Origin of the sequence: Pseudodesulfovibrio mercurii (genome assembly GCF_000189295.2) — a bacterium.
Classification (GTDB): Bacteria; Desulfobacterota; Desulfovibrionia; order Desulfovibrionales; family Desulfovibrionaceae; genus Pseudodesulfovibrio; species Pseudodesulfovibrio mercurii.
Window position 1 is genome coordinate 3,512,792 of record NC_016803.1, and the last position, 23,137, is coordinate 3,535,928.

The window sequence follows — 23,137 nt, forward strand, 5'->3', positions numbered from 1 at the left end:
CCAGTGGAGGATGAAATGAAAGGCAACCTGACCATAGTGCATGCGAAGAGTCTGGCCTGTGTTTCCGACGGCAATCAACCGAGGGCGGGAAGGGCCCAGGGGGAGTTGAACATCATCCCCGACGGGGCCGTGGCCATCCGGGAGGGGAAGATCGTCGCCGTGGGGCGGACCGACCGTGTCCTGCACGATTTTCGCGATGATGCCCCTGTTTTGGACGCCACCGGCAAAACTGTCCTGCCGGGACTGGTGGAATGCCATTCGCATCCGATCTTTGCCGGAAACCGTCACTGGGAATACGTCCGCAGGCTCGAGGGAGCCGACGGCAGGGAGATTCGGGAAGAGGGCGGCGGCATCTGGTCCACTATCGAGAACACCCGCAGGGCCGACGATGAAGCTCTCGTGCGCCAGGCGGTACGGGCCTTTGAACAGATTGCGTCCGGCGGCGTGACCACGCTTGAGGTGAAATCCGGTTACGGGTTGGACAGGGATGGGGAACTGCGTCTTTTGCGTTTGCTCAAAGAGGCCTCCAAACAGACCCGGATGGATATCGTGTTCACCTTTCTCGGGGCGCACATTGCTCCTCAGGACGGTCGCAGTGCCGAAGCGTTCGTGGCAAGCGTCAAGAACGAGATGCTTCCGGCGGTACTGGAGCAGGGCATCGCGGAGTCCCAGGACCTCTCTTGTGAGAACGGTGACTTTTCCAAGGAGCAGGCGAAAGAACTTATTGAGTGTTCTCACGCTTTGGGGTTACCTGTGCGTGTTCATGCGGATGCCTCTTCCGATTCCCTTGGCTGGCGTACCGCCGTCGAGGGAAACGCGCTTTCCGCGGATCATCTGACCTATACGCCGGATGCCGAAATCCAGGCCGTGGGAGCCACGCGCACCGTTGCCGTGCTGTTGCCGATAGCCGAGCAATTCTATCTTGATGACAGAAAGGCCAACGGACGGCTGTTCATGGAGAACAACGTGCCCGTGGCCGTGGCTACCGATTACTGTTCGTCCTTTCAGGCCACCTCTTTGCCGCTGACCATCGCTGCGGCGTGTTCCTGGTTTCGGTTTACGCCCGCGCAGGCTATTGTCGGCGCAACCTTGAACGCCGCATACGCGCTGGGTAAAAATCGGGATCGGGGTTCATTGGATGTGGGGAAACGCGGCGATGTAACAATTTTCAATTGTGAACATCCAAACCAGCTGGGGACGGCAATCGGTGCCCCCCTGGTAGAGGCGGCGATTTCTCAGGGGAACGTTATCTGGCAAGCGACAAAGTAGGGGAATAATGCAAACCGATCTGACGAAAAGGGCCGAGGTGAGCGGCGTTGAAAAAATAGCCGAGACACTGCGGCGCGCCATTTTCAAGGGAGCCTTTCTGCCTGGGGATCAACTCAAGGAAGTTGAGCTTTCCCGCTCTCTTGGAGTTTCCCGAGGATCGGTGCGGGAGGCCCTGCGTATCCTGTCGACGGAAGAGCTTGTGGTGCATTTGCCAAACAAGGGGGCCTCGGTTCGGAAATTGAGTCTTGATGAAATAGACGACATTTTCCTGACCCGCCATATCCTGGAAATCAAGGCCTGTGAGTGCATTTCCACGGCCCCCGATCACTTGTTGCGCGCCCTGGAAGACAGCACGTCCGCGTATGAAGCCGTCGCAAACCAGGATGACCAGGTGGTTATCGCCAATGCGCACATCAATTACCACAAGGCCCTTGTGGGACTGACGGGGAGCCTGAAGCTCGTGGAACTGGAAGAAAGCCTGATGCAGACCCTGCAGGTCATCATCGCCTGTATCGAGAACGATCGGGATGACACGCAAAATGAGGTCGCCAATCATCGCCAGATGACGGAGATGGTCCTCGCGGGCGACGTGGAAGGCGCAAAGAAATGGGTGGATGACTATATCCCCAACGGAAAAGATTTCGTAATAGATCAGATCCGCTCCCAGGAGCAAGCACCCCGCCTGGGCCGAAGATAAGAAGACGCCAGAACAGTCCGTCTAATGAAAAAGCCTCACAGCGTCATAACACGCTGTGAGGCTTTATCTTTCCTGGAGCCAGGAATCGGAATTGAACCGACGACCTACTGATTACGAAGAAAATGTCTGGAAAATACGTGTTGAAATAATTGAACCTATTTCGATAAATTTTGTATAGTGGGGCAAAAGGGGGTATCTTGGTGTACACTAAGTATGCCAGAATAAAATTCATAAATTTTTGGAGGTTAGTTTTATTTTCTGATTTATTATGCTTAATGGTTTATCCAGAATTTGCGTGCTCCCAAACGGTTAGAGGGACGACTTACTGGCTTTTGAAAATGTATGGATGATAGGCGCATAATTAATTCAACTTGCTTTGTCTTTAGTTTGTTGGGGAGAAATAGTTTATCCTCGTATCTACAGGATATGAAGAGGAATTATTAAATGGGCGGGAAAGTTTGTTTGTATTCTTACCCGTGTATAGATTAATTAAAGAGTAGGCCTAGCGCGGTAGCCTCGCCTGCAACGGATAGGTGTGTACATCTGGTAAACATGACGAGCAGAACGGGGGTGTTATGTTCAACAAAATAAGAAATACGATCTCTGATAAAATAGATCGGAATAAAGAAATTAAAGAGATCAAAGATGGATACCAAAAGCAATACGGTGTGTTGGTGGAGGAGTTCCTGGATAAGATCGGAACTGATTCTTTGAAACCATTTGGCCTCAATTACCATCTGGATAAAGAGTTGGATGTCGACCTTAATAAATGTGGCTGGATGTTGTTTGCCCGGTCAAAGGTTAGTCGACTGGGTTCGGGCATTGTTGGTGGCGCTGTTGAGTTGTTTGCCCTAGCTCACGATGTCGCTGGGCCGGTTTGGGACAACAACTTGTCGGAGGATATGAGACCCTTCACTGAAAGGTGCAGAGAAAAAGTAAGTGACAGCTTGATATCAATCGTTCCAGCTAATGGATATTGGAGTATAAATGTTGTTGGAGAAGTCTTTAAAACCGATAATCTTGCGGCAGAATCACTCAATAATATGTACGATGTGTTAACAACTTACATCAATAGCGTATGCTTTGATGTGGTTGATTATCAGCTACCAGATTTTAAATCTGCAACACCAAAATGTATTATTGAATCATTTTTTGAATCAAGACAAGGCATGATGTTCAAATGCCCACGTGAATCATCTTTGTTTTGGGAATCTTCTAAGCAAGAAAAAAAATATTATCAATACTGCCATGAGTTGTTTGGTTTGAGAGTCAAGACAAAAAGAAATGTAGAAAAAACTTCATATGATGTGAACGGACTCTCATATAAAGAAAATGTAACTGGGAAATGGGCATCCGTTGTTGTCTCCGGTGTAATTAGAACGATAGTAAATGGTACTATGATTGATCAGGAATTTCCTGCGACAAAGTATAATTTAAAATTCGATGACTGCGGGTGGTGTATTGTCGACTACGATCATGTAGATGCATAGAAATAGGTGTCATTTAGAAGTGGGTACACTTTGTTGGACCACTGAATTGTGATATTAAGTGCTTGTCAAAAGCCGTTGCAGGACTTCAACCTGGATGCTTGTCTCAACTTCCCCAGCGTAGCGGCTCGCGGCAGGATACGCCACCAGTTCCAAGCAAAGCCCCTTCCTTGCGTCCAGGGCGATCTCACGTGCGATCTCATCAGCCTTTTTGTTGAGCGGATGGACCTTGTAGAAGTTCCCCTCATGGAGATAGTGCAGGACCGGGACCTGAAGGACGCGGAGAGCAGGACGCAGTCTTTGGCCTCAGGTTAAATACTAAAAAAGCGCTTATGATTTTTCATAAGCGCTTGATTTCGCTGGAGCCAGGAATCGGAATTGAACCGACGACCTACTGATTACGAAGAAAATGTCTGGAAAATAAGTGCTGAAATAATTGAACTTATTTTGCCAATTTTTGTATACCGGGACCAAAAGGCGTATCCTGGTATACACTCGGTATACCAAGGAAAAATACATGATTTTAGGGCGTTTACTTTTGATTTTTTGATTTGTTATGATTTAAGGTTTTCCCAGAATTTGCGTGATCCCAAGCGGTTAGAGTCACGACTTACTGATTAACGATCAGTCCGTCATGATCTGCGATCCATTGCAAAACATGCAAGACGAATAGCACCGGGAAGCGCCTACAGCCGTCAGACCGTGAAGAAGCTCTTTTCGTGGAGATAGTGCAAGGTGTGCCATATGGCGAAGGTGTCCTCGTCCTCGAAGTCGTGATGGGTTGCGCAAGATCCGTCTCTGAAAACGCTTTGAGCGGCTTCGTGTGCCAATCTTTTCGTTTTCCCAACATACTCTCACGTCTGAAAACCAAAGGGTTAGGAAGGTGGCTTGCTGGCGAACTCGTTAGCTGTGTACGAATCCAACCTGAGGTACATTTGTAACCAGTTACCCTTTGGTTATGTTGTGTTAATATGAAAAGGCTACCCGCTCAATGCGATTTAAGACCCTGTTGCCCATGAAAAAACACAATGCTGCTACTATAGCAGCAGTGTTGGTGTCTCCAAAGTAAAAAGATATTCCTGCTATAAGTCCAGTAATAATTATGTAAGCTGCCCATAAATTTTTCTTCCGCTGTTTTTGTTTATAGTTTTCTTTGTCCAAATCTTTGAGATATGATGTTAATAAGTCGCTAGTAATTGGATTTGATATGGTTTGCGCGTGTTTAAAAAAAGCAACTCTACAAAGAGTGTCTCCGTATTTCATTTTAATAGGATGTGAGCCATTGTTTGCAATGGTTATCAAAAGTTCTCCACCTTCCCAGTTAGGGTCAACAAATGTTGATATACTGGATACACCCTTAAGTGAAAGACGTGCTTGAGAAGCAACAAGGCCCGTAATATCTCTTGTAGAGGGCATAAATATTTTTTCTAGAGTGGCAAATGTGCATTTATCTCCTGGATATATCATGACATGGTCATGGTTTTTTTTCAGTTCAGTGAAGCTGCATTGGTCTCCACAGACGTAGAGCTCACCAACTCGAAAGTCGTAAGTACTCATTTTTAGATTGTTATCAAAGTCAGCGTTAATGATACGAACTTTATCAGATCTGCTAGGATCATTCGTCAATAATGATTTAAGGTCGTTATTCGCTATCATTATTATACTCCTAAGACCAATATTTACCAACATCATCACTAATAGAATATTTCTTCCGTTTTAAAAGCTCTTCACTGTCAGCGTCAGAATTGTGAAAAACATCATCGTTGTTGTTAAATCTGTAAAAGTATAGCTTTCCTAAGATGTCACCCTTATTAAGGCTAATTGTATTTTGTGATGTATTTAAGAGTAAAACTTCAAGTCTACCTTCAAATAACGGATCAATGTATGCTGAAGCGAACATGACAACTTTTTTTAGATTTAAAGTTGATTTTGTAGAGATGGACACAATAATATTATCTGGAATATTAAAACGTTCGAAACTTATCACGGCAACACTCTCTTGAGGTTGGAGGGTGATAGATTGCATTTCTCGATTTTTGTCATTAAATATAAAATCGCCGATGCGAAAATGGTAAAATACGCTGTGAAGATTTGACTCTTCGAAATGGGTTATCATTTCGTAGTCGCGGGTTGCTAGAATTTTGATGTTAGTTTTTGTCAGTAAATCCATAAAATACTCCATTTTTTTATTTTTAATTCTATATCAAAAATGAGTTCGTGATTCAAGGCCTTTTGGCGGTGAAAGAACAAGTTTCTAGGGAGATATTTTTGACCTTCTAACTATCTTTTTATTATTTTATAATTTAGTCAGTTGGTTGCAATTGTTGTTTCACCCTATTGGCGGGAAATATCGACTCGCGTAGCAGCGGAGCCTGTTGAGTCTAATATTATGGAGCCAACAGTCGCCCCAGTACTTCAGCCAGGATGCCTGTCTCAGCCTTTCCAGCGTAGCGGCTTGCCGCAGGATACGCCATTTGCTCCAAGCAAAGCCCATTCCTGGCGTCCAGGGCGATCTTCCGTGTGATCTCATCAGCATTTTGATTGAGCGGATGGACCTTGTAGAAGCTCCCTTCATGGAAATGGTACAGGGCGTGGCAGATAGCGAAGGTGTCCTCGTCCTGGAAATCGTGACAGGCAGCGGCGATGGCAGTCCTGCCGATCGCAAGTTCCTCGTACATGTCGGGATCGGAACAGGCGTCCCTAAAAACTCCCTGAGCGGCATCGTGCGCTAAACCCTTTGCCTCCTCGAACGATCCAGCAACCATAGCCGCGTCGATAACGCGCCGTGCGCCCTTGTGAACGACATTTTCCGCGATGTCCTTCCCTGCTGATGCCAGGGCCTCCAAGAGGAACACTTTCATCTCCTTTTCGTTGATCTCGACAATCTCGTATCGGATAAGGCCTAAGAGTTCGTCAGCGATGGTGTAGGCCACGTGCCAGATCTCGGCTTCGACGGCGGCCAGGACGTGCTTGGACGTGACGCCGTATGTTGCGCCAAAGGAGATCGCTCCGCCTTGCTCCCAGGCGTAGCGCAGGGCGTGCCCCTTGTTTCCCTTGCAGGCGTATGTGCTGACTCGGGCCGTTATGCTGTGGTGTAGCTGCATAGCTTCGACCGCACGGTTCAGGGCCGGGATCAGCTTGAGGGACGCGGAGAGCAGGGCGCAGTCCCTGGCCTCCTTCGCCACGCTCATTTCCCCGTGTGACAGGCGCTCCCTCATGATGGGCTGAGCCACTTCCCAGAGGCGTCCCTGGAGTTCCTCGTGGTCCAGTTCCCCGTGCGCGCAGAGATGGGCCATGCGCATGAGGTCTCTGAGGCCATCCTGGCAGACTTCGGCGTTTTCCCATAAGGGCATGACGCGGTACGCCGCGTCTAGGACAAGCAACCTGAGCGTCTTGTCGATGAAATTTTCTTGCTTGTAGGATGCGGCATCCATGGCTTCCATGCAGGCGTGGAGTCCCAGGTTTTCGAGGATGAACGAGAAAGAGGGCTGGCCGTCCTCGGAATCCGTCAGAAGGGCGAGCTTGGCCTTTGCGGTTGGCTGCATCCCGTCGTTGACGAGCTTACCATTCGCGATGGAAAGGGGATTTTTCATTGTTGTGTCCAGGCTTGGAAAGATAGCGCTCGGGGCAACAAGACAGCACCCAAGCTGTTAGTGGGCTTAGTTCTCGGACAGCTTTTCGATAGCTTCTTTTTCGCCGTCGCCGATCAGGTGGTAGTACACATTGAACAGCATCGCCGGGCCGGAGTGGCCCATGACGGAGGCCACCGCCTTGATATCGGCCTTTTTGGCTATCAGGCTGGAGGCGAAGTAGTGTCGGAGATGGTAGGGCACCACTTTCTTGTCGATGCCTGAGTTTTTCACGGCGGTGCGGAATGCCTTAATGTAGCTTTGGACAGGCTCGCCCTTGTACTCGACTATGTATTCGGAAGTCGCCGTCTTCTGCCATTCCCTGATTTCCTCAAGGATGTCGTCGAGAAGGTGGACGTACCTGTCGCTCCTGGCCGCCTTGGTTCCGCGAATCCTGACGAGCTTGTTGTGGAAGTCCACGTCGCTGTACTTGATCTTGAGTAGTTCGCTCTTGCCCGGACGGCAGCCCGTTTTCATGATCAGCCTGATCGCCTTGTAGACGTGCAGCGGCGAGTGGGCGAGGATGGCATCGATGTCGTCCTTGTCGATGGGCAAGTCGCGGTGCTTCTCGCGTTTCAGCACGCGCTTTCGCCAAGCCGCCATCGGGTTCTTTTCGATGTACTCGAACTCAACGCCGAAGTTGAACATGACGTTCAGGTACGTGATGTAGCGGTTGAACGAGCTAGGCGACAGGTCTGCGTATTCAAGGGCCAACACGTTGAAGTCCTCGGCCTTGAGCTTGTGGATCGGCGCGTGGTTGAGCGCAGGGAGGTACGAGTTGTTCAGCCTGTTCGCCATCTCGGTGAGGAACTTCCGTTCACGGCCACGGGCCTTCTCGTGGTTGAGGTAGATCTGTCCGAGCTCGTCCAGGTAGATGTGCCCCGTCCTGATCTCTTCCTTGCGAGCCTTCATCAGGTTGATCTCTGCGTTGCGCTCGTGGGCTGCCTTCTTGGCCTCGGTCCCTTTCCCGTAATACTCCTTCTTCGGGCTCTTGCTGTGGGCGACGCGGTACTGGACGAACCAGCGCCCGTCTTTGGTGATTCCTACCGCCATCCCTACACCTCCACCGGGACGAACCCGGCCTTGCGCACGCGCAGGGGATTGAAGAAGTCGCCGGGGCAAGCCATGAAGCTGTCCAGGTCTACCTTGCGGTACCTGTCCCTGTTCGGGCCGCACTTCGGGATGTCATACTCCTTAGCGAACTGCCTGAATTTCGCGGTGCTGTATCCGCAGTATTCAGCTGCCTCGCGCTGGTTGAAGAAGTGTCTTTCGACATGGAGCGGTCTGCTCATCGTTGGTAACCTCCAGTTTTATGGTTGATGGAAAAACGGGGAGAGTCGCTCTCTCCATTTTCATAGGACTAAAAATCGGGGGCCTAAGTAAACTTGCCTCGCCCAATTAAATTGAATTCTTTAGGATACTGACCACTTCCGTGTCGCTGATGCCAAGGTAGCGCATGGTGACGGCTGGCGAGGCGTGATTGAAACGCTTGCACAGGACCTCGAAGCCGACGCCGAAGTGGACGCGTTGCACGTAGCCGAAGGTTTTGCGCAGGCTGTGGGCTCCGTAGTTGCCTTTGAGGCCAGCATCGCGGCACCACGATTTGGCCATGCGGTTGACGGACTGGATGGTCAGGGGCGTGTTCTCTCCCTTCTGTGAACGGAACAGGTACTCGCCGTCGCTAAGCGAGCCTGACGCGAGGAACCGCGTCAGTGCCGCGTGGACTGAATCGTTGACGGCAAGGACGTTAATCTTGCCAGTCTTGGACTCCTTGATGGCGATGGTGTCGTCGACGTTCTTGCCGCGAAGGTCTCCGACCTTGAGCCGCAGGAGGTCTCCGCAACGGATGCCGTTGTTGGTCGCAATGACGAACAACAACAGGTCACGCGGCTTGCCGTGGAGCATCGTTTTGATGGCCGAGATTGCGTCCAGGGAGCGGATGGGCTCGACGGTGATGGAACTTCCCTTGGGCGGGTGGTTGTCGTTTCTGGGACTCATTTTCGAATGTTAAGTATCCATCTGTTTTTGCGTGCTTTTTTAACATTCTCAAGACGGACGTTTTTGGGAAGTCGATAAGCTGTCAAAATCACAGCCGTTTTTTTGAGAATGTTAACTAATAGGAAAAACTTAACATTACCCGATAGTTGCCGTGAACGTGGGTCGAGATGAAAAATGCTAATTTTTTTGGAAAAGTGCGGAAAAGCACATCCGTGGAAACAGTGTTCCGATAAATAATAGCAAGCAGAGGTGAAGCGGCGGGAGCGATTCAGCCTGGGTGGATTTCTTTCAAGAAATACAGCAATGAGCATCGCTCATCGGTTGGGTGGGCAACGCCCACCTCTTCCGGTGAGCGTGGTCATGCGCGCAGCGCACAATGGCCCATTCAATGGATTCCGAATCGTAATTGGCTGAATGGAACTTGATGGGTGGGGCAACCAAACAGCGCGTGTGTTTCAAAATAGCCATCCCTGAAATGCAAAAAAAGCATTTGCAGGCCATGCCTACAAATGCCCATTTCTGTTTGCCTTAGGTGAAGTTGGCTGACTATCTGAACTTATTCACGCACTCCCTAAGCAATTCTTTGTCCTTGATGTCCTCTAGCCAATAAGTCGACCCCGTCATCATGTCTTTCCTGAGCTGGTCGACGTTAAGCGACCTCCTCAAGAACGCCACGATCTCATTCCAGGCTTTGGGCGAGACTCTCTCGAACTGGCCGTTCAGAACTCTCGAGAAATGAGATCGGCTGTATCCGCACTGATTCTGGTAATAGGACGCGCCCATGCGATCGGATTTGTAGAAGGCGAAGTAGGCGCGGGCTTGGGCCAGGAAGTCGAGATCCTTAGCCAGCTTACGAATAGCCTCATACCATGAACGTCGAGCGTCGCTCTCAACATCGCTGAGGTGCATGCGCATCAAGATGACCTTGACCTCATCCACACCTTCGACTTGCTCGACGAGGTTGATGGCGTTGCCTGCCCATCCGCATGCGTGGCACCGAGCGACGCCGTTGTCGTGGTACTCCCTGAACGCGTGCTTGCCGCAGAACGGGCAGACGAGGTTACCGCCCTTGACGGTCGAGTCGAGGCCGAGATCGGTGAAAAGTTCCTGAAAATTTATGTCGTTCAACATCATTTTCTCCGTATTACATATAATAATTTAGAACGTGTGCTAGGCAGGTGGACGATCCTCATGCCTCTCAGATATTATTTATGTGGACTGAAAGATTTTTCAGGGGGCGGATACGCGTCGTAGTGACAGCGACTCAGGAGGTGCCCTTATTGGATTTTTGGGTTTGCAGAACGAAAATGCTGACGAAATGGAAAGGGCCTTCAGAGGAATCCCTAAAGGCCCTTATTGGTTAATCCAATGAGAAAGCCCCCGGCTTTGCCGGGGGCGTTATGACTGGGGATTGGACTTAGTCGTTGAGCAGGTCGTCCAGGTCGTCGAAGCCTCGGGATTCGGATTTGGAGGAGTCGTCGAAGAACTCGCCTTCGTCCGCCTCAAAATCGTCCCATATGCCCGTCATCTTGACGTGTTTCTCGAAAATCTGGCGTGCATCATCGCGGGAGGGAAGGACGAAGCCGCGCTGGTTTCCGATTCTGGTTCTTGGAAATCCAAAGAGCTTATGGATCTCCTTGGTGATGGCACCGGCGTCAGCTATTTTGTTGGCACCGGTGCGCACATCGCAGTCCCTCAGGTTATGTCGCCAGTCATTGTAGCAAAGGTACAGATCCTCCGAGGAAACCTTGGTTTTCCACTTGATACAGGGGTGGTCGTCACCGATGTGGAGAAACTTTTCGTACGTCCATCGTTGGAATGGATTCAAGCTGTGGAGCATTTGGTTGAAGAGGCCTTTCGTCCTGGGGGGAGTCCTGAGCTTGTCCATGTCGATCTTCCAGCTCATCAAGGCGTGGAGGAACGCTTCAATCCCGCCGTTGTTGATTTCATGGCGGAGACCCTTGAAGTACTCCTGGTCTTGTGCCCTGTCGGATGAGCTTTCTAGAACCAAGTATCGACGCTCGTCCGTCGATGCCGCGATGACGTGTTCGTTGTTCGACAAAAACACCACCCTCATGAAGGTTTCTTTTTCCCGAATATCAACACCCTTTGGTTCGATTTCCATCAGCTCCTCAGTGATCATCGATTTGACAACCTCGTTGGCCTCATGGTCCCCGTGAAAGAACGCCTCTTCGTTGACCACTAACAGCTTTGTCGCAAGGTGCGCGTTGAAGTTACCTGAGAGGTGGTTACGGTGCGAAACCTTGCAATATAGGCTTCCTAGTATCGGTTTAAATATGCATTCGAATATAGTCGACTTTCCGGTTCCCCTTCCACCGGTGACGACTAATGCCACGCCCGGCTTCTCCCAAGGTTTTTGTACAAGGTGCGCCATCCAGTTCATAACTGCCCCGAACAACTCCTCGTCTCCGTTACACCATATGTCGCGAAGATGCGTCTGAATGCGAGACCAATCGCCCGCTTTCGGTTCCTTTGATAGACCAGGGTACATGTTGAAAAAACGTGTGGCTACATCCTTGGACAAGGGGCGGGGACTGAACACGGTTTTGAGTTTCTGGTTCTTGTATTTCCACTTACACCAGTATTTAGCGATCTGCATCGGCTTCCATGACTCGCCGTTTGAGGTCATGTGCTTAACCAAGATCGTGTCGGCCTCGTGCCTGTCGTACAGGTCGAGCTTCTTCATCGCGTTGATTTCTTTGGCTCCGCGATGGTCGTGGGTACGCTCCATGATCATCATGGCCCCGTCGTGCATGGCCTGGCAGTACATCTCGTTCATGCACAGGAGGGCTTGTAGTCCCTCTGGCCTGACATTGTCGTCCGTGATCATCCCCTGGTCGTAGTTTGGGTTCAGGATTTTCTGGATCATTTCCTTTGACGTTTCATTCATGCAGGTTTCCGTCCTACAATTTCGTTAGTGCCGGGTGCTACCCTCCGACTCCTTGTCGGTGGCACACTCCTGCGAAGCGTCAGCGCGAGTGCGGCTGACCGTTATATTTAGTTGAACTCCCCATGTTGGAGAGCATTTTTGGATAAAAATTATTTTGCGGGAGCGTTGTGCTGTGCCCCGGGTGCGGGCACCCGGGGCACGCTCGCCACTGGCAGTCCCCAATCCAGTTTGGCCTGTTTATACGGTGTTGTTTTAAATGTTTTTGATGGCATAAGTGGCATTGATGGCTAATTGCTTAGGATGGTTAATTAAAATTGTTTCCTGATGGTGGTTGAATGGTTGGTCGTGGTGGCTGAGGACGCCGTTGGGAATCGGATTGCAGGGGAAGATGACCGCCGCAGTAGTGGCCCTGACCTTCCCAGGTCGGGGCCACCTATTACTTGACCGTTACGCAGCCTGGCCTATGGAAATCACCTGCTTCTTGCGGATGTGTCTCTTTCGGGGCCAAGTGCTCATTCTCCACGAGTCGGTTTGGTGTAGCCCAACGATGTGGGTGTTAAGCGCCTGGTACCAGGCCAGATAGTAGGCAATGTCGCCTGGCCGGAGGCCTCTGCTTCCCAAGCCCATAGCCTCGCGGATGGGATTGGGGTCGATTTCACGCGCCTCGTATCTGCCTGCGATGCCTCTGACCGTTTCGTCCTGTAGAGAACGGATGATTCCCATAGTCCAGCCTGTCGGAAGGTTTAGGCTTGCTGCTGTGTCTGCGAGGCTGTGTGCCAGTAACTGGTGGGTGTGGGCTGCGTATTCGGCCCCGCAGCCTACACAGTCCTGCTTCATGACCGTTATGGCAGATCCTACAGACTCCCAGTAACCTCGATCCGCGCGGCTGACGGCAACTTCAACAGGGAAGTGACCCCATCGTGTAAAGTCCTCGATGACGTACTGTGCGATGCCATGGCTGATGCTCAGGGCGATTGCGTTGGGCTGATACACGCCGAGCTGATTAAGGGCTATGCACGTTGGCACGACGGAGTTAACCATCGCCTCCTCGAGCTTGGAGTTGATACGGGGAAGGAGCACATGAGCGACTGCGGCAGCTGCAGCCGAGTGAGCCCCTCCTTCTGCCCATGCTTCCTTGACGATTTCCTGATCGAGGCCATCCATGTTGTTGGCGGCTTGGGCCGCGACGTTGCCGTATCTCCTATACGCCTTGATCAGGGCGTTACGCTTAGGGGCATCGCTTTCTGAGATGTCGTCAATATCCCCCATCATGCCCACTTTTAATATCTCTTTCATTTTGTACCTCTTGTTGTGTTTTTCGTTTTTAATATGCTCACCGCTGTTGTGTGACTGATTATTCGATATTTTGGTCTTTGCCGGTTCCTCCCTGCGCTGTTTTCGTTTTTGACTTTGATCACGGTAAAACCCGCGGATTTTTTTCGACGCTTCTCGGTAACTGCAGTTTTGGGAGACGGGAGGGGAGCGCTCAAAATTTTCCCTGCCGCCATTATTATGAATATAGGGTAAACAGAGACAAATGATCACATCGCTCAGAGTTAGTAGATAGTAGCTTTAGCGGATTCCTCTCCATCGGCGTTATTTTTTGAACACTATGCTCATGTGCTTGGTAGGAATCTTAGTTGGATGAAAGTCTTCGCGTCGGGGTGTACGAAACCTAAAGGGCGAGATAATGACGTCTCCTTAGATCTCAAGCTAAAACAAGGAGATGAGTATGGATCATGTCGAAAAAGCGATGAGGATCGTGGAAGCGCAGGCTGGGGTCAGGCCCATGACTGCCGACGAGGCGTGTCAGATGGTCAAGAATCTCAGCGACGGCCTGCGCGAGCTGGCTAACGGGGAGGCCGCGCCGACCCGGCAGGAGCCGCCCGTCGACCCCAAGCGGGCGATCAGGAACAAGTCCATTGTGTGCCTGGAGTGCGGACGGACCTTCAAGACCCTTTCGAAGAGGCACCTGGAGTCGCACGGGCTGACGCCCGACGAGTACCGGGCCAAGTGGGGATACAAGAAGCGGACTCCGCTTTCCTGCCGGGAGACGGCCAAGGCCCGCTCAGAGCGCATGAAGGAGATGAAGCTCTGGACGCGGACGGGCAAGAAACCTGACGACAAGAAGAAGCCCGCGAAGGCCGCAGGCAAGGATGCCTAAATTGGAAGGCCCGCCGTGATCACGGCGGGCCTTCTCTTTGCCAGGGACCGGGCAGGGGCACGTTGGCTCCTCGACCGGTCATGGTTCACCAACTTTTTGAGAATACGCGCCCAGGCGGCGCGGCAGGAGCGATATATGACGAGCAAGGCCAAGGGGCTGATCCCCAGGATGCCCCGGCTTTATGAGACCGAGGACACGCCCGCCGAGGAGAAACTGATCTGGATTCATTTCTTCATGGGCGAGTCCCACTGGTATGCCGCCGAGTTCGACGGGAAGGATACCTTTTTTGGCTACGCCATCCTGAACGGCGACATGCAGAACGCGGAGTGGGGGTATTTTTCGCTGTCGGAGCTGACTGAGCTTCGGGTGGGGCCGTTCGTGGTTTGCATCGAGGACGGCTGGCAGGTGCGGGAGTTCACGGAGATCATGACTGAACGGCACAGGGAGGCTCTGCATGGCTGAGGGATGGAGGAAGCACGAGTCTCAAATGCCCAGGCTGGGCGAATCCGAGGGCGTCCTCTTCGAGGACAAGGAGATATGGCTTCACTTCTTCCGTCTTGACTCGGACTCCCATTGGATGGCGACGGAGGCTAATGGAAAGGGGCTTTACTTCGGGTACGTCGTCCAAGACGGCGACTTCGAAAACGCCAAGTGGGGGTACTTCACCCTTGCTGAGATAGCGATGGTGCCGGGGCTGTTGGTTCTGTGCAGGAAGACGGTGAAGCGGTTTGTGGACGTTATCGCGGAAGTGATGGCGGGATAGGAATCACATTGCCTCGCAAATTGTTAGCCTTCCATCGTATTCGCAGTCTGAATCGCTTTTAAATTCATCCCGTTAGGACTCTTCCAACAGGTCCTGCCATTCGAGCTTCTTCCTAGAATAACGCCAGCAGCGGTACTTGGTGATGAGAAAATATAGTCTTCGGTGAACACATAGTGCCCATTCCGACCTTCAAGTACGCCTTTTTTGACTAGATCAGTCCTTAAATTGGTGAGGTATTGGTGGATGGAGGGGACTTCTTCAGTTACAGCTTCGGAGCCTTTAAGAACAACGAACCCTCTACTTGTTTCGTAGCCTTTAGCTTTGATGCCTTTGGCTTTGATGTGAAGCAGTTCCCTTGCCCCTCTGGTTTGATCCGGCTTCTCAAAAACGGACAGTCCTATCAGCGGGAAAACTTTGAGCATGTCCTGGATGAAGCTTTCCATGTCGGCCACATCTGCCTCAGAGAGAGTCGGCTTACTTGAGTCATTGGAATTATCCAGATTGCACTGCTTGGCATCTTTCGCCAACTTGATGAGGCGGCTTTCCAGGTACTTCACATGGGCTTTGTTGAGGCTCTGGTTGCTGGTGACAAAATGCACACCCCAGGTCCAAAAATCCTTTTTGACATAGTGGCTGTCCAGCCGAGGACGTACTGGATCGCCTTCGCCGATGTAGATCGTCGGCAGACTGCTTTCTTCTGAAGTCCCGACGAGCACATAGACGCCCGTACGTTGGAACTCTTCCCGCTTGAGGGCATCTTTGTAGCCGGAGCGTGAAAAGACCACTCCCAAGCCAGTCCAGTTGGACTTTTCAATCAACCGCAGACCGTCAGGGTCACCATCGGGAAGGAACATACGTATGGAATAGGGGATCGACATAAGAAGCTCCGGTCATGCTTACGGTAAAAGCGGCAGGCCCAGTTCCTTAAGAAACCCGTTGTGTTTTTCCTTGGCCGCCTTGGCCGCCTTCTCCGCCTCGACGAGTTTGTCGTGGGTCGCCTTCAGGTCGATCTCTGGTTCCTGCTCGGCCGTGCTGACATAGCGCGAGATATTCAGGTTATAGTCGTTGTCTCTGATTTCTTTCAGCCCAACGCTCCGGGCGTACCGTTCAATCTTCTCTGGCCGCTGCTGGTAGGTATCGATGATCTTGTCGATGTGCTCGGCGTTCAGATAGTTTTGCCGCTTTCCTTTTTCGAAATGCTCGGCAGCGTTTATGATCAGGACATCATCGGGTTTCTTGCATTTTTTGAGTACGAGGATACACACGGGAATACCCGTCGAGTAGAACAGGTTCGCCGGTAGTCCAATAACCGTATCGATGTGTCCGTCTTCGAGCAGTTTCCGACGAATCGCGGCCTCTTTGCCTCCACGAAACAGGACGCCGTGTGGCAGGATGATCGCCATCACGCCTTCATCCTTGAGGTAGTGAAACCCATGCAGGAGAAAGGCGAAGTCGGCTGCGCTCTTAGGTGCCAGCCCGTAGTTCTTGAACCGCATATCTTCACCGAGAGCCTCATTCGGTTCCCAGCGGTAGCTGAATGGGGGATTGGCTACTACCGCATCGAACGTCGGCTTCTTTGCGGGGTTTTGTTCGCGGAGCTTGTCCCAGTCGTTGGTCAACGTGTCGCCGTGAAAAATCTCGAATTCGGAATCCTTCACCCCGTGCAGCAGCATGTTCATGCGGCAAAGGTTGTAGGTCGTGATGTTTTTTTCCTGTCCGTAGATCATACCGACGCTGCCACCGGCATTGACCATTTTGTGACGGACGTTCAGCAACAGCGACCCCGACCCGCAGGCAAAATCCATCACGCTTGCCAGCTTTTTTCGGGGGCCAGTCTTGGGATCTTGGCCGTCGAGAGTGACGATGGCGGACAATATGTCGCTGATACGCTGGGGCGTATAAAATTCCCCCGCCTTTTTGCCTGACCCTGCGGCGAACTGGCCGATTAAGTACTCGTAGGCATCGCCCAGCGTGTCGGAATCGGTCGTAAAATCCGCAAGTCCATCGGCGATTTTGGTGATGATCGTGCAAAGTTTGTCATTGCGGTTCTGATAGGTCTTACCCAGTTTCTCCGAGCCGAGGTTGATTTCGGAAAACAGCCCGGAGAAGGTGCTTTCGAACGACTCGTTCTCGATGTACTTGAAACCTTCCTGCAATGTGTTCAGCAGTTCATCGTTCTGTGTCTTGGCCATGTAGGCGATATTCGTCCACAAGTGGTCCGGCTTGATGACGTAATGGGCCTTGCGGCGCATCTGTTTTTCAAATGCGGCTATATCGCCGGGATTATTGTCGTACCACACCGACAGGGGGGTGCGGCCTCCGTTATCCACCGCATTCGGGTCGGGATAATCCTTCCCTAACTCCTTCTTTGCCGCTTGCTCGTAATTGTCTGAGAGATAGCGCAGGAACAGGAATGCGAGCATGTAATCACGGAAATCGTCCGCGTTCATCGCGCCGCGCAGCTGGTCGGCGATGTCCCAGAGTATTTGGCCGAGTCGTTTCTGGTTGCTTTCAGTCATATAGTCTCTTCCGTGTCGGTTTCATTGAATAATATCGGATTAAACGGGTAGCGCTCGAGGAACTCGTGCAGGATGGTGCGAAAATGCTCCTTATTCTCCTCCATCATCTCGCGCGGCTCATAGAGCGAGTAATTGCCGTGACTCAGCAGGTTGACGATTCGAGTATGCAGAACGCCGTCGATATCGTCATCGTGTCGTTTGATGCAGTCGGAGAAATTTGCATAGCCGTGAAAACTGGCCGTTTTCTCCATGATCGCGCGGAGCATGTTGAAGTGGTGCGTGTAGATGTTCCCGCTGCGCTCCGCCTCGTATAGCTCGGCCAGCGCGGCCACGTGATGGAAGAACGGCGTGTCTCCGGTGTTATGGAGAAGATACCCCGGTGCTGATCGATTTTGAGCCAGAAAAAAACGGTTTGGGTTCTTTTTCCTCGGCTTCAATTCATTGCATAGCACGTTGAAAAATAAAGTGTGGTGAGTTGAAATAACTGTCTTTAACGTACTATCCGCTCTCTTGAGCGTCCTCGCCAGATGGGTCGCCACAGCGATGGCGTTCTGTTCATCCAGTGACGAAATCGGGTCATCGATGTAGATGTATTTCACCCAGCTGTAGGCTTCGGCTCCGTCAAGAGCAAGCTGGACAATGGCGAGGAAGAAGCACCAGATGAAGATGTTTTCTTCGCCGCGCGACACCTTGATATTGTCAACGGTGTCGATTCTGGCGTCTTCGCCTTCGCCGGTCGTGACAGTGCGAGAGAAGCGTATCTTCCATTCATCCGTGTCGATTCGAAAATCGAAATCCGCGTAGCGGTCGAGCAATGGGCGGATGCGGTTGTCCATCTCCAGTTCTCCAAGGCCAGCGAAGAACTTGGAATCGGCGTTGAGCTTCAGTGTGCGCTCACTGTCCCCTTCCAGGTCATTATCCCAGGTGAATAGATCTTCAGTGAAGGCGTTGAAGTAGAGAGTGTCGTGTTTTCCCTCATTGTTATCGTCCTTGCCGAGGCTCTTGAACTCCGTGGACAGGCGCGTTTTCCCCGTACCGTTGTAGGCGTAGAGCAGGATGAACTTTTTCTTTTCCAACTCGCCGCGCATGTGTTTGGCCAGATCGGACAGATCGTTGAAGGGGACAGGTTCAGGCATGACCTACTGCTCCTCCGGCGCGGGGAAAAGCTGTTGCATTAGGCCGCGTTTGTGGGTCTTGAGGGCGTCGATCATTGCCTCCTGTGCGGCGATGCTGTCGTCTGTGGCGGTGAGACAGTCGGCAATCTTTTGTTGTTCTAAGCGCAGAGGCTTATAAACTATAAATGGTATTATGTGTTTGTTGTTGATTTGCGGGATTGTTGATGTGTCTGCAATCTGAGAAAGCCCAACACAAGAAAGATAGTAGAAAAGAAATTCCAATTCCGTCGCGTCGTGGGGGATAATCGCCATAAGATTTGTGTCAAACAGAATTCCAACCGATGTTATTCTAATTTTGTTCAACTCAATCGCTGCACCTCGTTTGGGGAACAAAAGCGCTCCCTCTGAAACAACACCTTTTGCATCATTGCAGTACTCTCTGCTATTGACTTGATATTTCGTGCAGTTGTTCAAGTCCTCCACTTTAATAAAGGGGTATCTGCCATCGCTAGAAAGAGCATATTGGGATGGGCTCTTCCCGCTAGAAATGCTTACCAGATCACCGAGTTTGCATTTGCTCCAACCCGGTTTATTCCGAAATTCCGGGAAGCGAAGTCGGGGTTGAGTTTGGCCCTCTTGGGGGAAGAGTTGCTGCATTAGGCCGCACTTGTGGTCACGTAGGACCTCTAACTTACTCACTTCGTTGGCGATGAATTCGTCCAGCGAACTGAGACAGTTGGCGATCTTTTTCTGCTCGGCTTCAACTTCTGGATAGAAGATTTGGGCACCCTTCAAAATGGAAAAGTGTCTCTTATAACTTTCCATCTCAAGCGGGTGGGCGCAGAGAAAGTGATACAAGAATTCAGTGCTGGGAGTACGCTTCGGCTTAAAAATCTTTATCCCATCGGCCCCTTGAGCAAACGGCCGATTGATCAATTTTAGTACACAAGTATGGTCTCCGAAAACAATTAGGGGCAAAGGATTGTCAATTAGTGTGTCAACATCATTCGTCCAACCGCATTGAACGTCAGGCGATTGATCAATGATAGGGAATCGACCTTCGCGGAGGTATCGAGAAGTCTTGATTTTTTTGGGAGGCGAAACGATTTCGACTAAATCACCCAAAAAAGCTTCCTCCCAACCTGAATCGTTTCGAAACTCCGGAAACCGCAGTTTCGGCATCAATGCGTGTTTGTTTTTTTCTCCCATCGTATCTGCCTTACTGCTCATATGCGTTCAATCCGGAGATAGCCCGGCCGTCTGCGCGTTTTTTCAAAAGCGGTACCAGATCGTCCATCAGCGCCAGTTCTTTCTCGCGCCGTTCGCGCCAGCCCAGGTCGAGAGGTTCCAGGAGATCAGTGAGCTGTTCGCCGTCAAAAATCATACGGTCGAGGATGGCATCCACAAAGGTTTGCAGCGCTTCGTTCGTCAGCCCGTGCTTGTGGGCTATAGCTGCGAGTTCAGATGCGTGGCGTTCTCCTTTGAAGATTTGGTAGCCGACACGAACATCTTCTTCGGTAAGGGGTTTGCCGGTTTCGAGCGTCCGTACGTACTCCGTAATCTCGTCGAGTTCGCCCATGAACTTCGCGTCGGACCGAATGAGGCGAACGAGCTCTTCTCGTTTCATTTCCTGTTGACCCGGCGCCTGTCCGCTGAAGCGGGAGATAAGGCTCATGATGTAGTCATAATCAATGTCGGCGGAGGCGAAGAGGACGAACTCGAAATCGAGCTGGTCGATTACGTCCTGCGTGGCCCTGTCGCTGTCTCCGACTGTTGCACTGCCTCCTGCTTTGTCCTGCCTGGCTTTGAGGCGTTTGGCGGTTTCGAGGTAGACGCCACGGAAAGCCCGGGCATCGTCCTTGGGAAGGGCCTGCTCAATCTCCTTACGTTGCTCTTCAGTGAGGTCGGTGTACTGGTCAAGCTGAGTCGTAAGACGCTGAATCTCTTTAAACTGCTTGACAAAGGCGGCGCGGGCCTCGTCACCCTTGAGGTTGGGGACGGCTTCGGGACGCGGGTCGAGGCCTTGAGACTGGAGGAAGTCGTCGAGTTCCTGCTTGGCGGCCTTGAGTTGCTCTATGACCACGGGGGCCTCGTCGACCAGCCAGATTTCCCTCGCCTGTTCGGCCCTTGCGCCGGAGAACAGACGGATAGCTTCATCGACCCTGTCCCGCTGCCCACGGAAGTCAAGGATGTGGCCGTAAGGCTTTGCCGAGTTAAGGACGCGGTTAGTGCGGGAAAATGCCTGGATCAGGCCGTGATACCTGAGGTTCTTGTCGACGTAGAGGGTGTTCAGGTACTTAGAGTCAAAACCGGTCAGGAGCATGTCGACAACAATAGTGATGTCGATCTTTTCCGCGCCCTTTTTGGGGAGGTCTCGGTTGGGGAATTTCTGGTCCTTTATGCGCTGCTGGACGTCCTGGTAGTATGCGTCGAACTCGCCAATGGAATGATTCGTGCCATAGCTGGCGTTGTAGTCGGCGATGATGGCCTTGAGGGCTTCCTTTTTCTTTTCCGGCTCCTGCTGGTTATCTTCAAGCTCCTGGGGCAGGTCTTCCTGAAGCTGCTTGACGTCGGGATTGCCCTCTGCTGGCGGAGAGAAGACGGCGGCAACTCTGACCGGGACATAGTCTGTATCGGCTGCCTGGTGCTCGGCCTGAATCTGCTTGAAAAGCTCGTAGTATTCGATGGCGTCGTTGATCGAGGCGGTGGCGAAGATCGCGTTGAAACGGCGCTCGCCGGTAGCCGCGTCGTGTTTGGCTAGGATTGCGTCGATAACGGCACGTTTGGCGACGGGGGTGCCGGGCTTGGGCAGGTTCTCTCCGTCAGGTTTGAAGTAGTCGACATGAAAACGAAGGACGTTCTTGTCCTCGATGGCGTTGGTGATGGTGTAAGCAGGGAATTCGTTTTGAAAAAGGTCCTTGGTGGTGCGGAGCGTCTGGATATTTCCATCGATCTGCCGGGTAGTGGCGTTCTCGGGAAAGATCGGCGTGCCGGTGAAGCCGAAGAGCTGTGCCTTGGGGAAGAAATTTTTGATGGTCTGGTGGGTCTGGCCGAACTGAGAGCGGTGGCACTCATCGAAGATAAAAGCCATACGCTTGTCCCTGAGCGGTTCAAGGCGTTCCTTGAAGGTGGCCTTCCCATTCTTTTTGTCGGACTTGTTGTATTTGCTGGTTTCGTCGAGGGCGAGGCCAAGCTTCTGAATGGTCGTGACGATGACTTTGTCAGCATAGTCGTCGGAGATAAGGCGGCGTACAAGGGCGGCGGTGTTGGTGTTTTCCTCGACGCAGCCCTCCTGGAAGCGGTTGAACTCTTCGCGGGTCTGACGGTCGAGGTCTTTGCGGTCGACGACAAAGAGGCACTTGTGGATGTCGGGATTGAGTTTGAGGAGCGTGGAGGCCTTGAAGGAGGTGAGGGTCTTGCCCGAGCCTGTGGTATGCCAGACATAGCCGTTCCCCCGGTTTTCACGGATGCTTTGGTCGATGTTCTTGACGGCGTATATCTGGTAGGGGCGCATCATGAGCATCTTCCGCTCTGATGCGACGAGGACCATGTAGCGGTTGATCGTCGTGGCAAGGGTGCACTTGGGCAGAAAGGACTCGGCGAAGTCACTCAGGTGTGTGATCTTGTTATTGTCTTCATCCGCGTGTTGGTAGATGGGCAGAAAACTTTCATCGGCGTCGAAAGCAAAATGGCGGTCGTTGTTGTTGGCGAAATAATAGGTCTCGGTCTGGTTGGAGACGATGAAGAGCTGAACGAAACAGAGCAGGGTCTTGGTATAGCCGTTGCCGGGGTCTTTCTTGTAGTCCACTATCTGCTGCATGGCCCGGCGGGGGCTGATGCCGAGGGTCTTGAGTTCGATCTGAACAACGGGGATGCCGTTGATCAGCAACATCACGTCGTAGCGTTGGAAGCTGTTGTCAGTGTTGATGCGGAGCTGGTTAACGACTTCGAAAGTGTTTTTGCACCAGTCCTTGATGTTCACGAGGGTGTAGTTGAGCGGGGTTCCGTCATCACGGGTAAAATCATTGATCTCGCGGAGCATGGTAGCGGCGGTGAAGACGTCGGGAGAGATAATTTCATCGAGGAGACGTTTGAATTCGCCGTCGGTGAGCTGGACGCGGTTGAGGGCCTGAAAATGCTCGCGAAAGTTGCTTTCAAGGGTAGCGCGGTCGCGGATGTCGTCGCGATATGTGTATTTAAGATCAGTCAGTTCGCCGATCAAGCCTTGCTCTATTTGTTGTTCTGTCATTTGGAATCCGTAGGCTATAACATGATGATCTTTTCAGGCCAGATTGAAAACTTTAAGCGTGCTTCGTAAAGGCCGTCAAGAGTTAGCAAATATCCCTTCAAATCAAAAGCATATGTGTCAAAATTCTTGGGCACAGGATATACACCCCCGGCCACCCCAGGGCATCCCCTTGTCCCAATTTGTATACCAGGGCGTATACCAAGGCATGAAAAAAGCGCTTATGATTTCTCATAAGCGCTTGATTTCGTTGGAGCCAGAACGGGGATTTGAACCCCGGACCTACTGATTACGAATCAGTTGCTCTACCAACTGAGCTATCCTGGCGAAACGGGAATC

Annotated in this window: 20 protein-coding genes and 1 tRNA gene; 6 read left to right on the forward strand and 15 right to left on the reverse strand. The window is 51.6% G+C overall.

Annotation, left to right across the window (positions count from 1 at the left end):
• Positions 1-15: 15 nt before the first annotated feature.
• From hutI to DND132_RS18380, 3 genes are all read left to right on the forward strand, one after another.
• Entirely contained in the window at positions 16-1,269 is a 1,254-nt protein-coding gene (gene hutI, locus DND132_RS15795) for an imidazolonepropionase (RefSeq protein ID WP_014323765.1), read from the forward strand.
• A gap of 7 nt (positions 1,270-1,276) precedes the next feature.
• Positions 1,277-1,966: a GntR family transcriptional regulator gene (locus tag DND132_RS15800; RefSeq protein ID WP_014323766.1), complete on the forward strand. Its 690-nt coding sequence runs from the start codon at positions 1,277-1,279 to the stop codon at positions 1,964-1,966.
• A 575-nt stretch (positions 1,967-2,541) separates the two neighbouring features.
• Positions 2,542-3,456 carry a hypothetical protein gene (locus tag DND132_RS18380; RefSeq protein ID WP_014323767.1) on the forward strand — a complete coding sequence of 305 codons (915 nt, stop codon included), beginning with the start codon at positions 2,542-2,544 and terminating at the stop codon, positions 3,454-3,456.
• 963 nt (positions 3,457-4,419) lie between these two features.
• Here the strand turns inward: DND132_RS18380 and DND132_RS18095 are convergent.
• From DND132_RS18095 to DND132_RS15840, 9 genes are all read right to left on the reverse strand, one after another.
• On the reverse strand, positions 4,420-5,109 hold the full coding sequence (locus DND132_RS18095; protein ID WP_014323768.1) for a dCTP deaminase domain-containing protein: 690 nt from the start codon (positions 5,107-5,109) through the stop codon (positions 4,420-4,422).
• 10 nt (positions 5,110-5,119) lie between these two features.
• Entirely contained in the window at positions 5,120-5,623 is a 504-nt protein-coding gene (locus DND132_RS18390) for a dCTP deaminase domain-containing protein (protein ID WP_190275292.1), read from the reverse strand.
• 217 nt (positions 5,624-5,840) lie between these two features.
• Positions 5,841-7,046, reverse strand: coding sequence for a hypothetical protein (locus DND132_RS15810; RefSeq protein ID WP_014323769.1), 1,206 nt, complete (start codon positions 7,044-7,046; stop codon positions 5,841-5,843).
• Between the two features lie 66 nt (positions 7,047-7,112).
• Positions 7,113-8,135: a tyrosine-type recombinase/integrase gene (locus DND132_RS15815; RefSeq protein ID WP_014323770.1), complete on the reverse strand. Its 1,023-nt coding sequence runs from the start codon at positions 8,133-8,135 to the stop codon at positions 7,113-7,115.
• 2 nt (positions 8,136-8,137) lie between these two features.
• The gene (locus DND132_RS15820; RefSeq protein WP_014323771.1) at positions 8,138-8,374 is read right to left on the reverse strand and encodes a MerR family transcriptional regulator; all 237 of its coding nucleotides are present in this window, start codon (positions 8,372-8,374) and stop codon (positions 8,138-8,140) included.
• 106 nt (positions 8,375-8,480) lie between these two features.
• Positions 8,481-9,080: a tyrosine-type recombinase/integrase gene (locus DND132_RS15825; protein ID WP_014323772.1), complete on the reverse strand. Its 600-nt coding sequence runs from the start codon at positions 9,078-9,080 to the stop codon at positions 8,481-8,483.
• Between the two features lie 546 nt (positions 9,081-9,626).
• Positions 9,627-10,211 carry a primase/helicase family protein gene (locus tag DND132_RS15830; RefSeq protein ID WP_014323773.1) on the reverse strand — a complete coding sequence of 195 codons (585 nt, stop codon included), beginning with the start codon at positions 10,209-10,211 and terminating at the stop codon, positions 9,627-9,629.
• A gap of 286 nt (positions 10,212-10,497) precedes the next feature.
• Complete coding sequence (locus tag DND132_RS15835) at positions 10,498-11,991, reverse strand: primase-helicase family protein (RefSeq protein WP_014323774.1); 1,494 nt, start codon at positions 11,989-11,991, stop codon at positions 10,498-10,500.
• Between the two features lie 447 nt (positions 11,992-12,438).
• A complete protein-coding gene (locus tag DND132_RS15840; protein WP_014323775.1) occupies positions 12,439-13,287 on the reverse strand; it encodes a hypothetical protein in 849 nt (282 codons plus the stop codon).
• Between the two features lie 436 nt (positions 13,288-13,723).
• Between DND132_RS15840 and DND132_RS15845 the strand changes: the two genes are divergently transcribed.
• The 3 genes from DND132_RS15845 to DND132_RS15855 all read left to right on the forward strand — a co-directional run bounded on the left by DND132_RS15845 (position 13,724) and on the right by DND132_RS15855 (position 14,918).
• Positions 13,724-14,155 carry a Ros/MucR family transcriptional regulator gene (locus tag DND132_RS15845; RefSeq protein ID WP_014323776.1) on the forward strand — a complete coding sequence of 144 codons (432 nt, stop codon included), beginning with the start codon at positions 13,724-13,726 and terminating at the stop codon, positions 14,153-14,155.
• A 135-nt stretch (positions 14,156-14,290) separates the two neighbouring features.
• Positions 14,291-14,617 (forward strand): DUF2958 domain-containing protein, encoded by a 327-nt coding sequence (locus DND132_RS15850; RefSeq protein ID WP_014323777.1) that lies wholly within the window; start codon positions 14,291-14,293, stop codon positions 14,615-14,617.
• On the forward strand, positions 14,610-14,918 hold the full coding sequence (locus DND132_RS15855; protein ID WP_014323778.1) for a hypothetical protein: 309 nt from the start codon (positions 14,610-14,612) through the stop codon (positions 14,916-14,918). Before DND132_RS15850 ends, DND132_RS15855 begins: the two co-directional genes overlap by 8 nt.
• Before the next feature lie 23 nt (positions 14,919-14,941).
• Here DND132_RS15855 and DND132_RS15860 read toward each other — a convergent pair whose 3' ends face one another.
• The 6 genes from DND132_RS15860 to DND132_RS15885 all read right to left on the reverse strand — a co-directional run bounded on the left by DND132_RS15860 (position 14,942) and on the right by DND132_RS15885 (position 23,125).
• Positions 14,942-15,796 carry a GIY-YIG nuclease family protein gene (locus DND132_RS15860; protein WP_014323779.1) on the reverse strand — a complete coding sequence of 285 codons (855 nt, stop codon included), beginning with the start codon at positions 15,794-15,796 and terminating at the stop codon, positions 14,942-14,944.
• Positions 15,797-15,814: 18 nt separating this feature from the next.
• Entirely contained in the window at positions 15,815-17,437 is a 1,623-nt protein-coding gene (locus DND132_RS15865) for a type I restriction-modification system subunit M (protein ID WP_014323780.1), read from the reverse strand.
• On the reverse strand, positions 17,434-18,573 hold the full coding sequence (locus DND132_RS15870; protein ID WP_014323781.1) for an AAA family ATPase: 1,140 nt from the start codon (positions 18,571-18,573) through the stop codon (positions 17,434-17,436). The genes DND132_RS15865 and DND132_RS15870 overlap by 4 nt, the downstream gene beginning before the upstream one ends.
• A 3-nt stretch (positions 18,574-18,576) precedes the next feature.
• Positions 18,577-19,782, reverse strand: coding sequence for a restriction endonuclease subunit S (locus DND132_RS15875; protein WP_081475959.1), 1,206 nt, complete (start codon positions 19,780-19,782; stop codon positions 18,577-18,579).
• On the reverse strand, positions 19,772-22,801 hold the full coding sequence (locus tag DND132_RS15880; protein ID WP_014323783.1) for a type I restriction endonuclease subunit R: 3,030 nt from the start codon (positions 22,799-22,801) through the stop codon (positions 19,772-19,774). The genes DND132_RS15875 and DND132_RS15880 overlap by 11 nt, the downstream gene beginning before the upstream one ends.
• A 248-nt stretch (positions 22,802-23,049) precedes the next feature.
• A tRNA-Thr gene (locus tag DND132_RS15885) sits at positions 23,050-23,125 on the reverse strand.
• Positions 23,126-23,137: the final 12 nt, after the last annotated feature.

Coding starts and splice junctions, on each gene's coding strand:
- hutI (WP_014323765.1), top strand. CDS start 16: ATGAAAGGCAACCTGACCATAGTGCATGCGAAGAGTCTGGCCTGTGTT.
- DND132_RS15800 (WP_014323766.1), top strand. CDS start 1,277: ATGCAAACCGATCTGACGAAAAGGGCCGAGGTGAGCGGCGTTGAAAAA.
- DND132_RS18380 (WP_014323767.1), top strand. CDS start 2,542: ATGTTCAACAAAATAAGAAATACGATCTCTGATAAAATAGATCGGAAT.
- DND132_RS18095 (WP_014323768.1), bottom strand. CDS start 5,109: ATGATAGCGAATAACGACCTTAAATCATTATTGACGAATGATCCTAGC.
- DND132_RS18390 (WP_190275292.1), bottom strand. CDS start 5,623: ATGGATTTACTGACAAAAACTAACATCAAAATTCTAGCAACCCGCGAC.
- DND132_RS15810 (WP_014323769.1), bottom strand. CDS start 7,046: ATGAAAAATCCCCTTTCCATCGCGAATGGTAAGCTCGTCAACGACGGG.
- DND132_RS15815 (WP_014323770.1), bottom strand. CDS start 8,135: ATGGCGGTAGGAATCACCAAAGACGGGCGCTGGTTCGTCCAGTACCGC.
- DND132_RS15820 (WP_014323771.1), bottom strand. CDS start 8,374: ATGAGCAGACCGCTCCATGTCGAAAGACACTTCTTCAACCAGCGCGAG.
- DND132_RS15825 (WP_014323772.1), bottom strand. CDS start 9,080: ATGAGTCCCAGAAACGACAACCACCCGCCCAAGGGAAGTTCCATCACC.
- DND132_RS15830 (WP_014323773.1), bottom strand. CDS start 10,211: ATGTTGAACGACATAAATTTTCAGGAACTTTTCACCGATCTCGGCCTC.
- DND132_RS15835 (WP_014323774.1), bottom strand. CDS start 11,991: ATGAATGAAACGTCAAAGGAAATGATCCAGAAAATCCTGAACCCAAAC.
- DND132_RS15840 (WP_014323775.1), bottom strand. CDS start 13,287: ATGAAAGAGATATTAAAAGTGGGCATGATGGGGGATATTGACGACATC.
- DND132_RS15845 (WP_014323776.1), top strand. CDS start 13,724: ATGGATCATGTCGAAAAAGCGATGAGGATCGTGGAAGCGCAGGCTGGG.
- DND132_RS15850 (WP_014323777.1), top strand. CDS start 14,291: ATGACGAGCAAGGCCAAGGGGCTGATCCCCAGGATGCCCCGGCTTTAT.
- DND132_RS15855 (WP_014323778.1), top strand. CDS start 14,610: ATGGCTGAGGGATGGAGGAAGCACGAGTCTCAAATGCCCAGGCTGGGC.
- DND132_RS15860 (WP_014323779.1), bottom strand. CDS start 15,796: ATGTCGATCCCCTATTCCATACGTATGTTCCTTCCCGATGGTGACCCT.
- DND132_RS15865 (WP_014323780.1), bottom strand. CDS start 17,437: ATGACTGAAAGCAACCAGAAACGACTCGGCCAAATACTCTGGGACATC.
- DND132_RS15870 (WP_014323781.1), bottom strand. CDS start 18,573: ATGCCTGAACCTGTCCCCTTCAACGATCTGTCCGATCTGGCCAAACAC.
- DND132_RS15875 (WP_081475959.1), bottom strand. CDS start 19,782: ATGAGCAGTAAGGCAGATACGATGGGAGAAAAAAACAAACACGCATTG.
- DND132_RS15880 (WP_014323783.1), bottom strand. CDS start 22,801: ATGACAGAACAACAAATAGAGCAAGGCTTGATCGGCGAACTGACTGAT.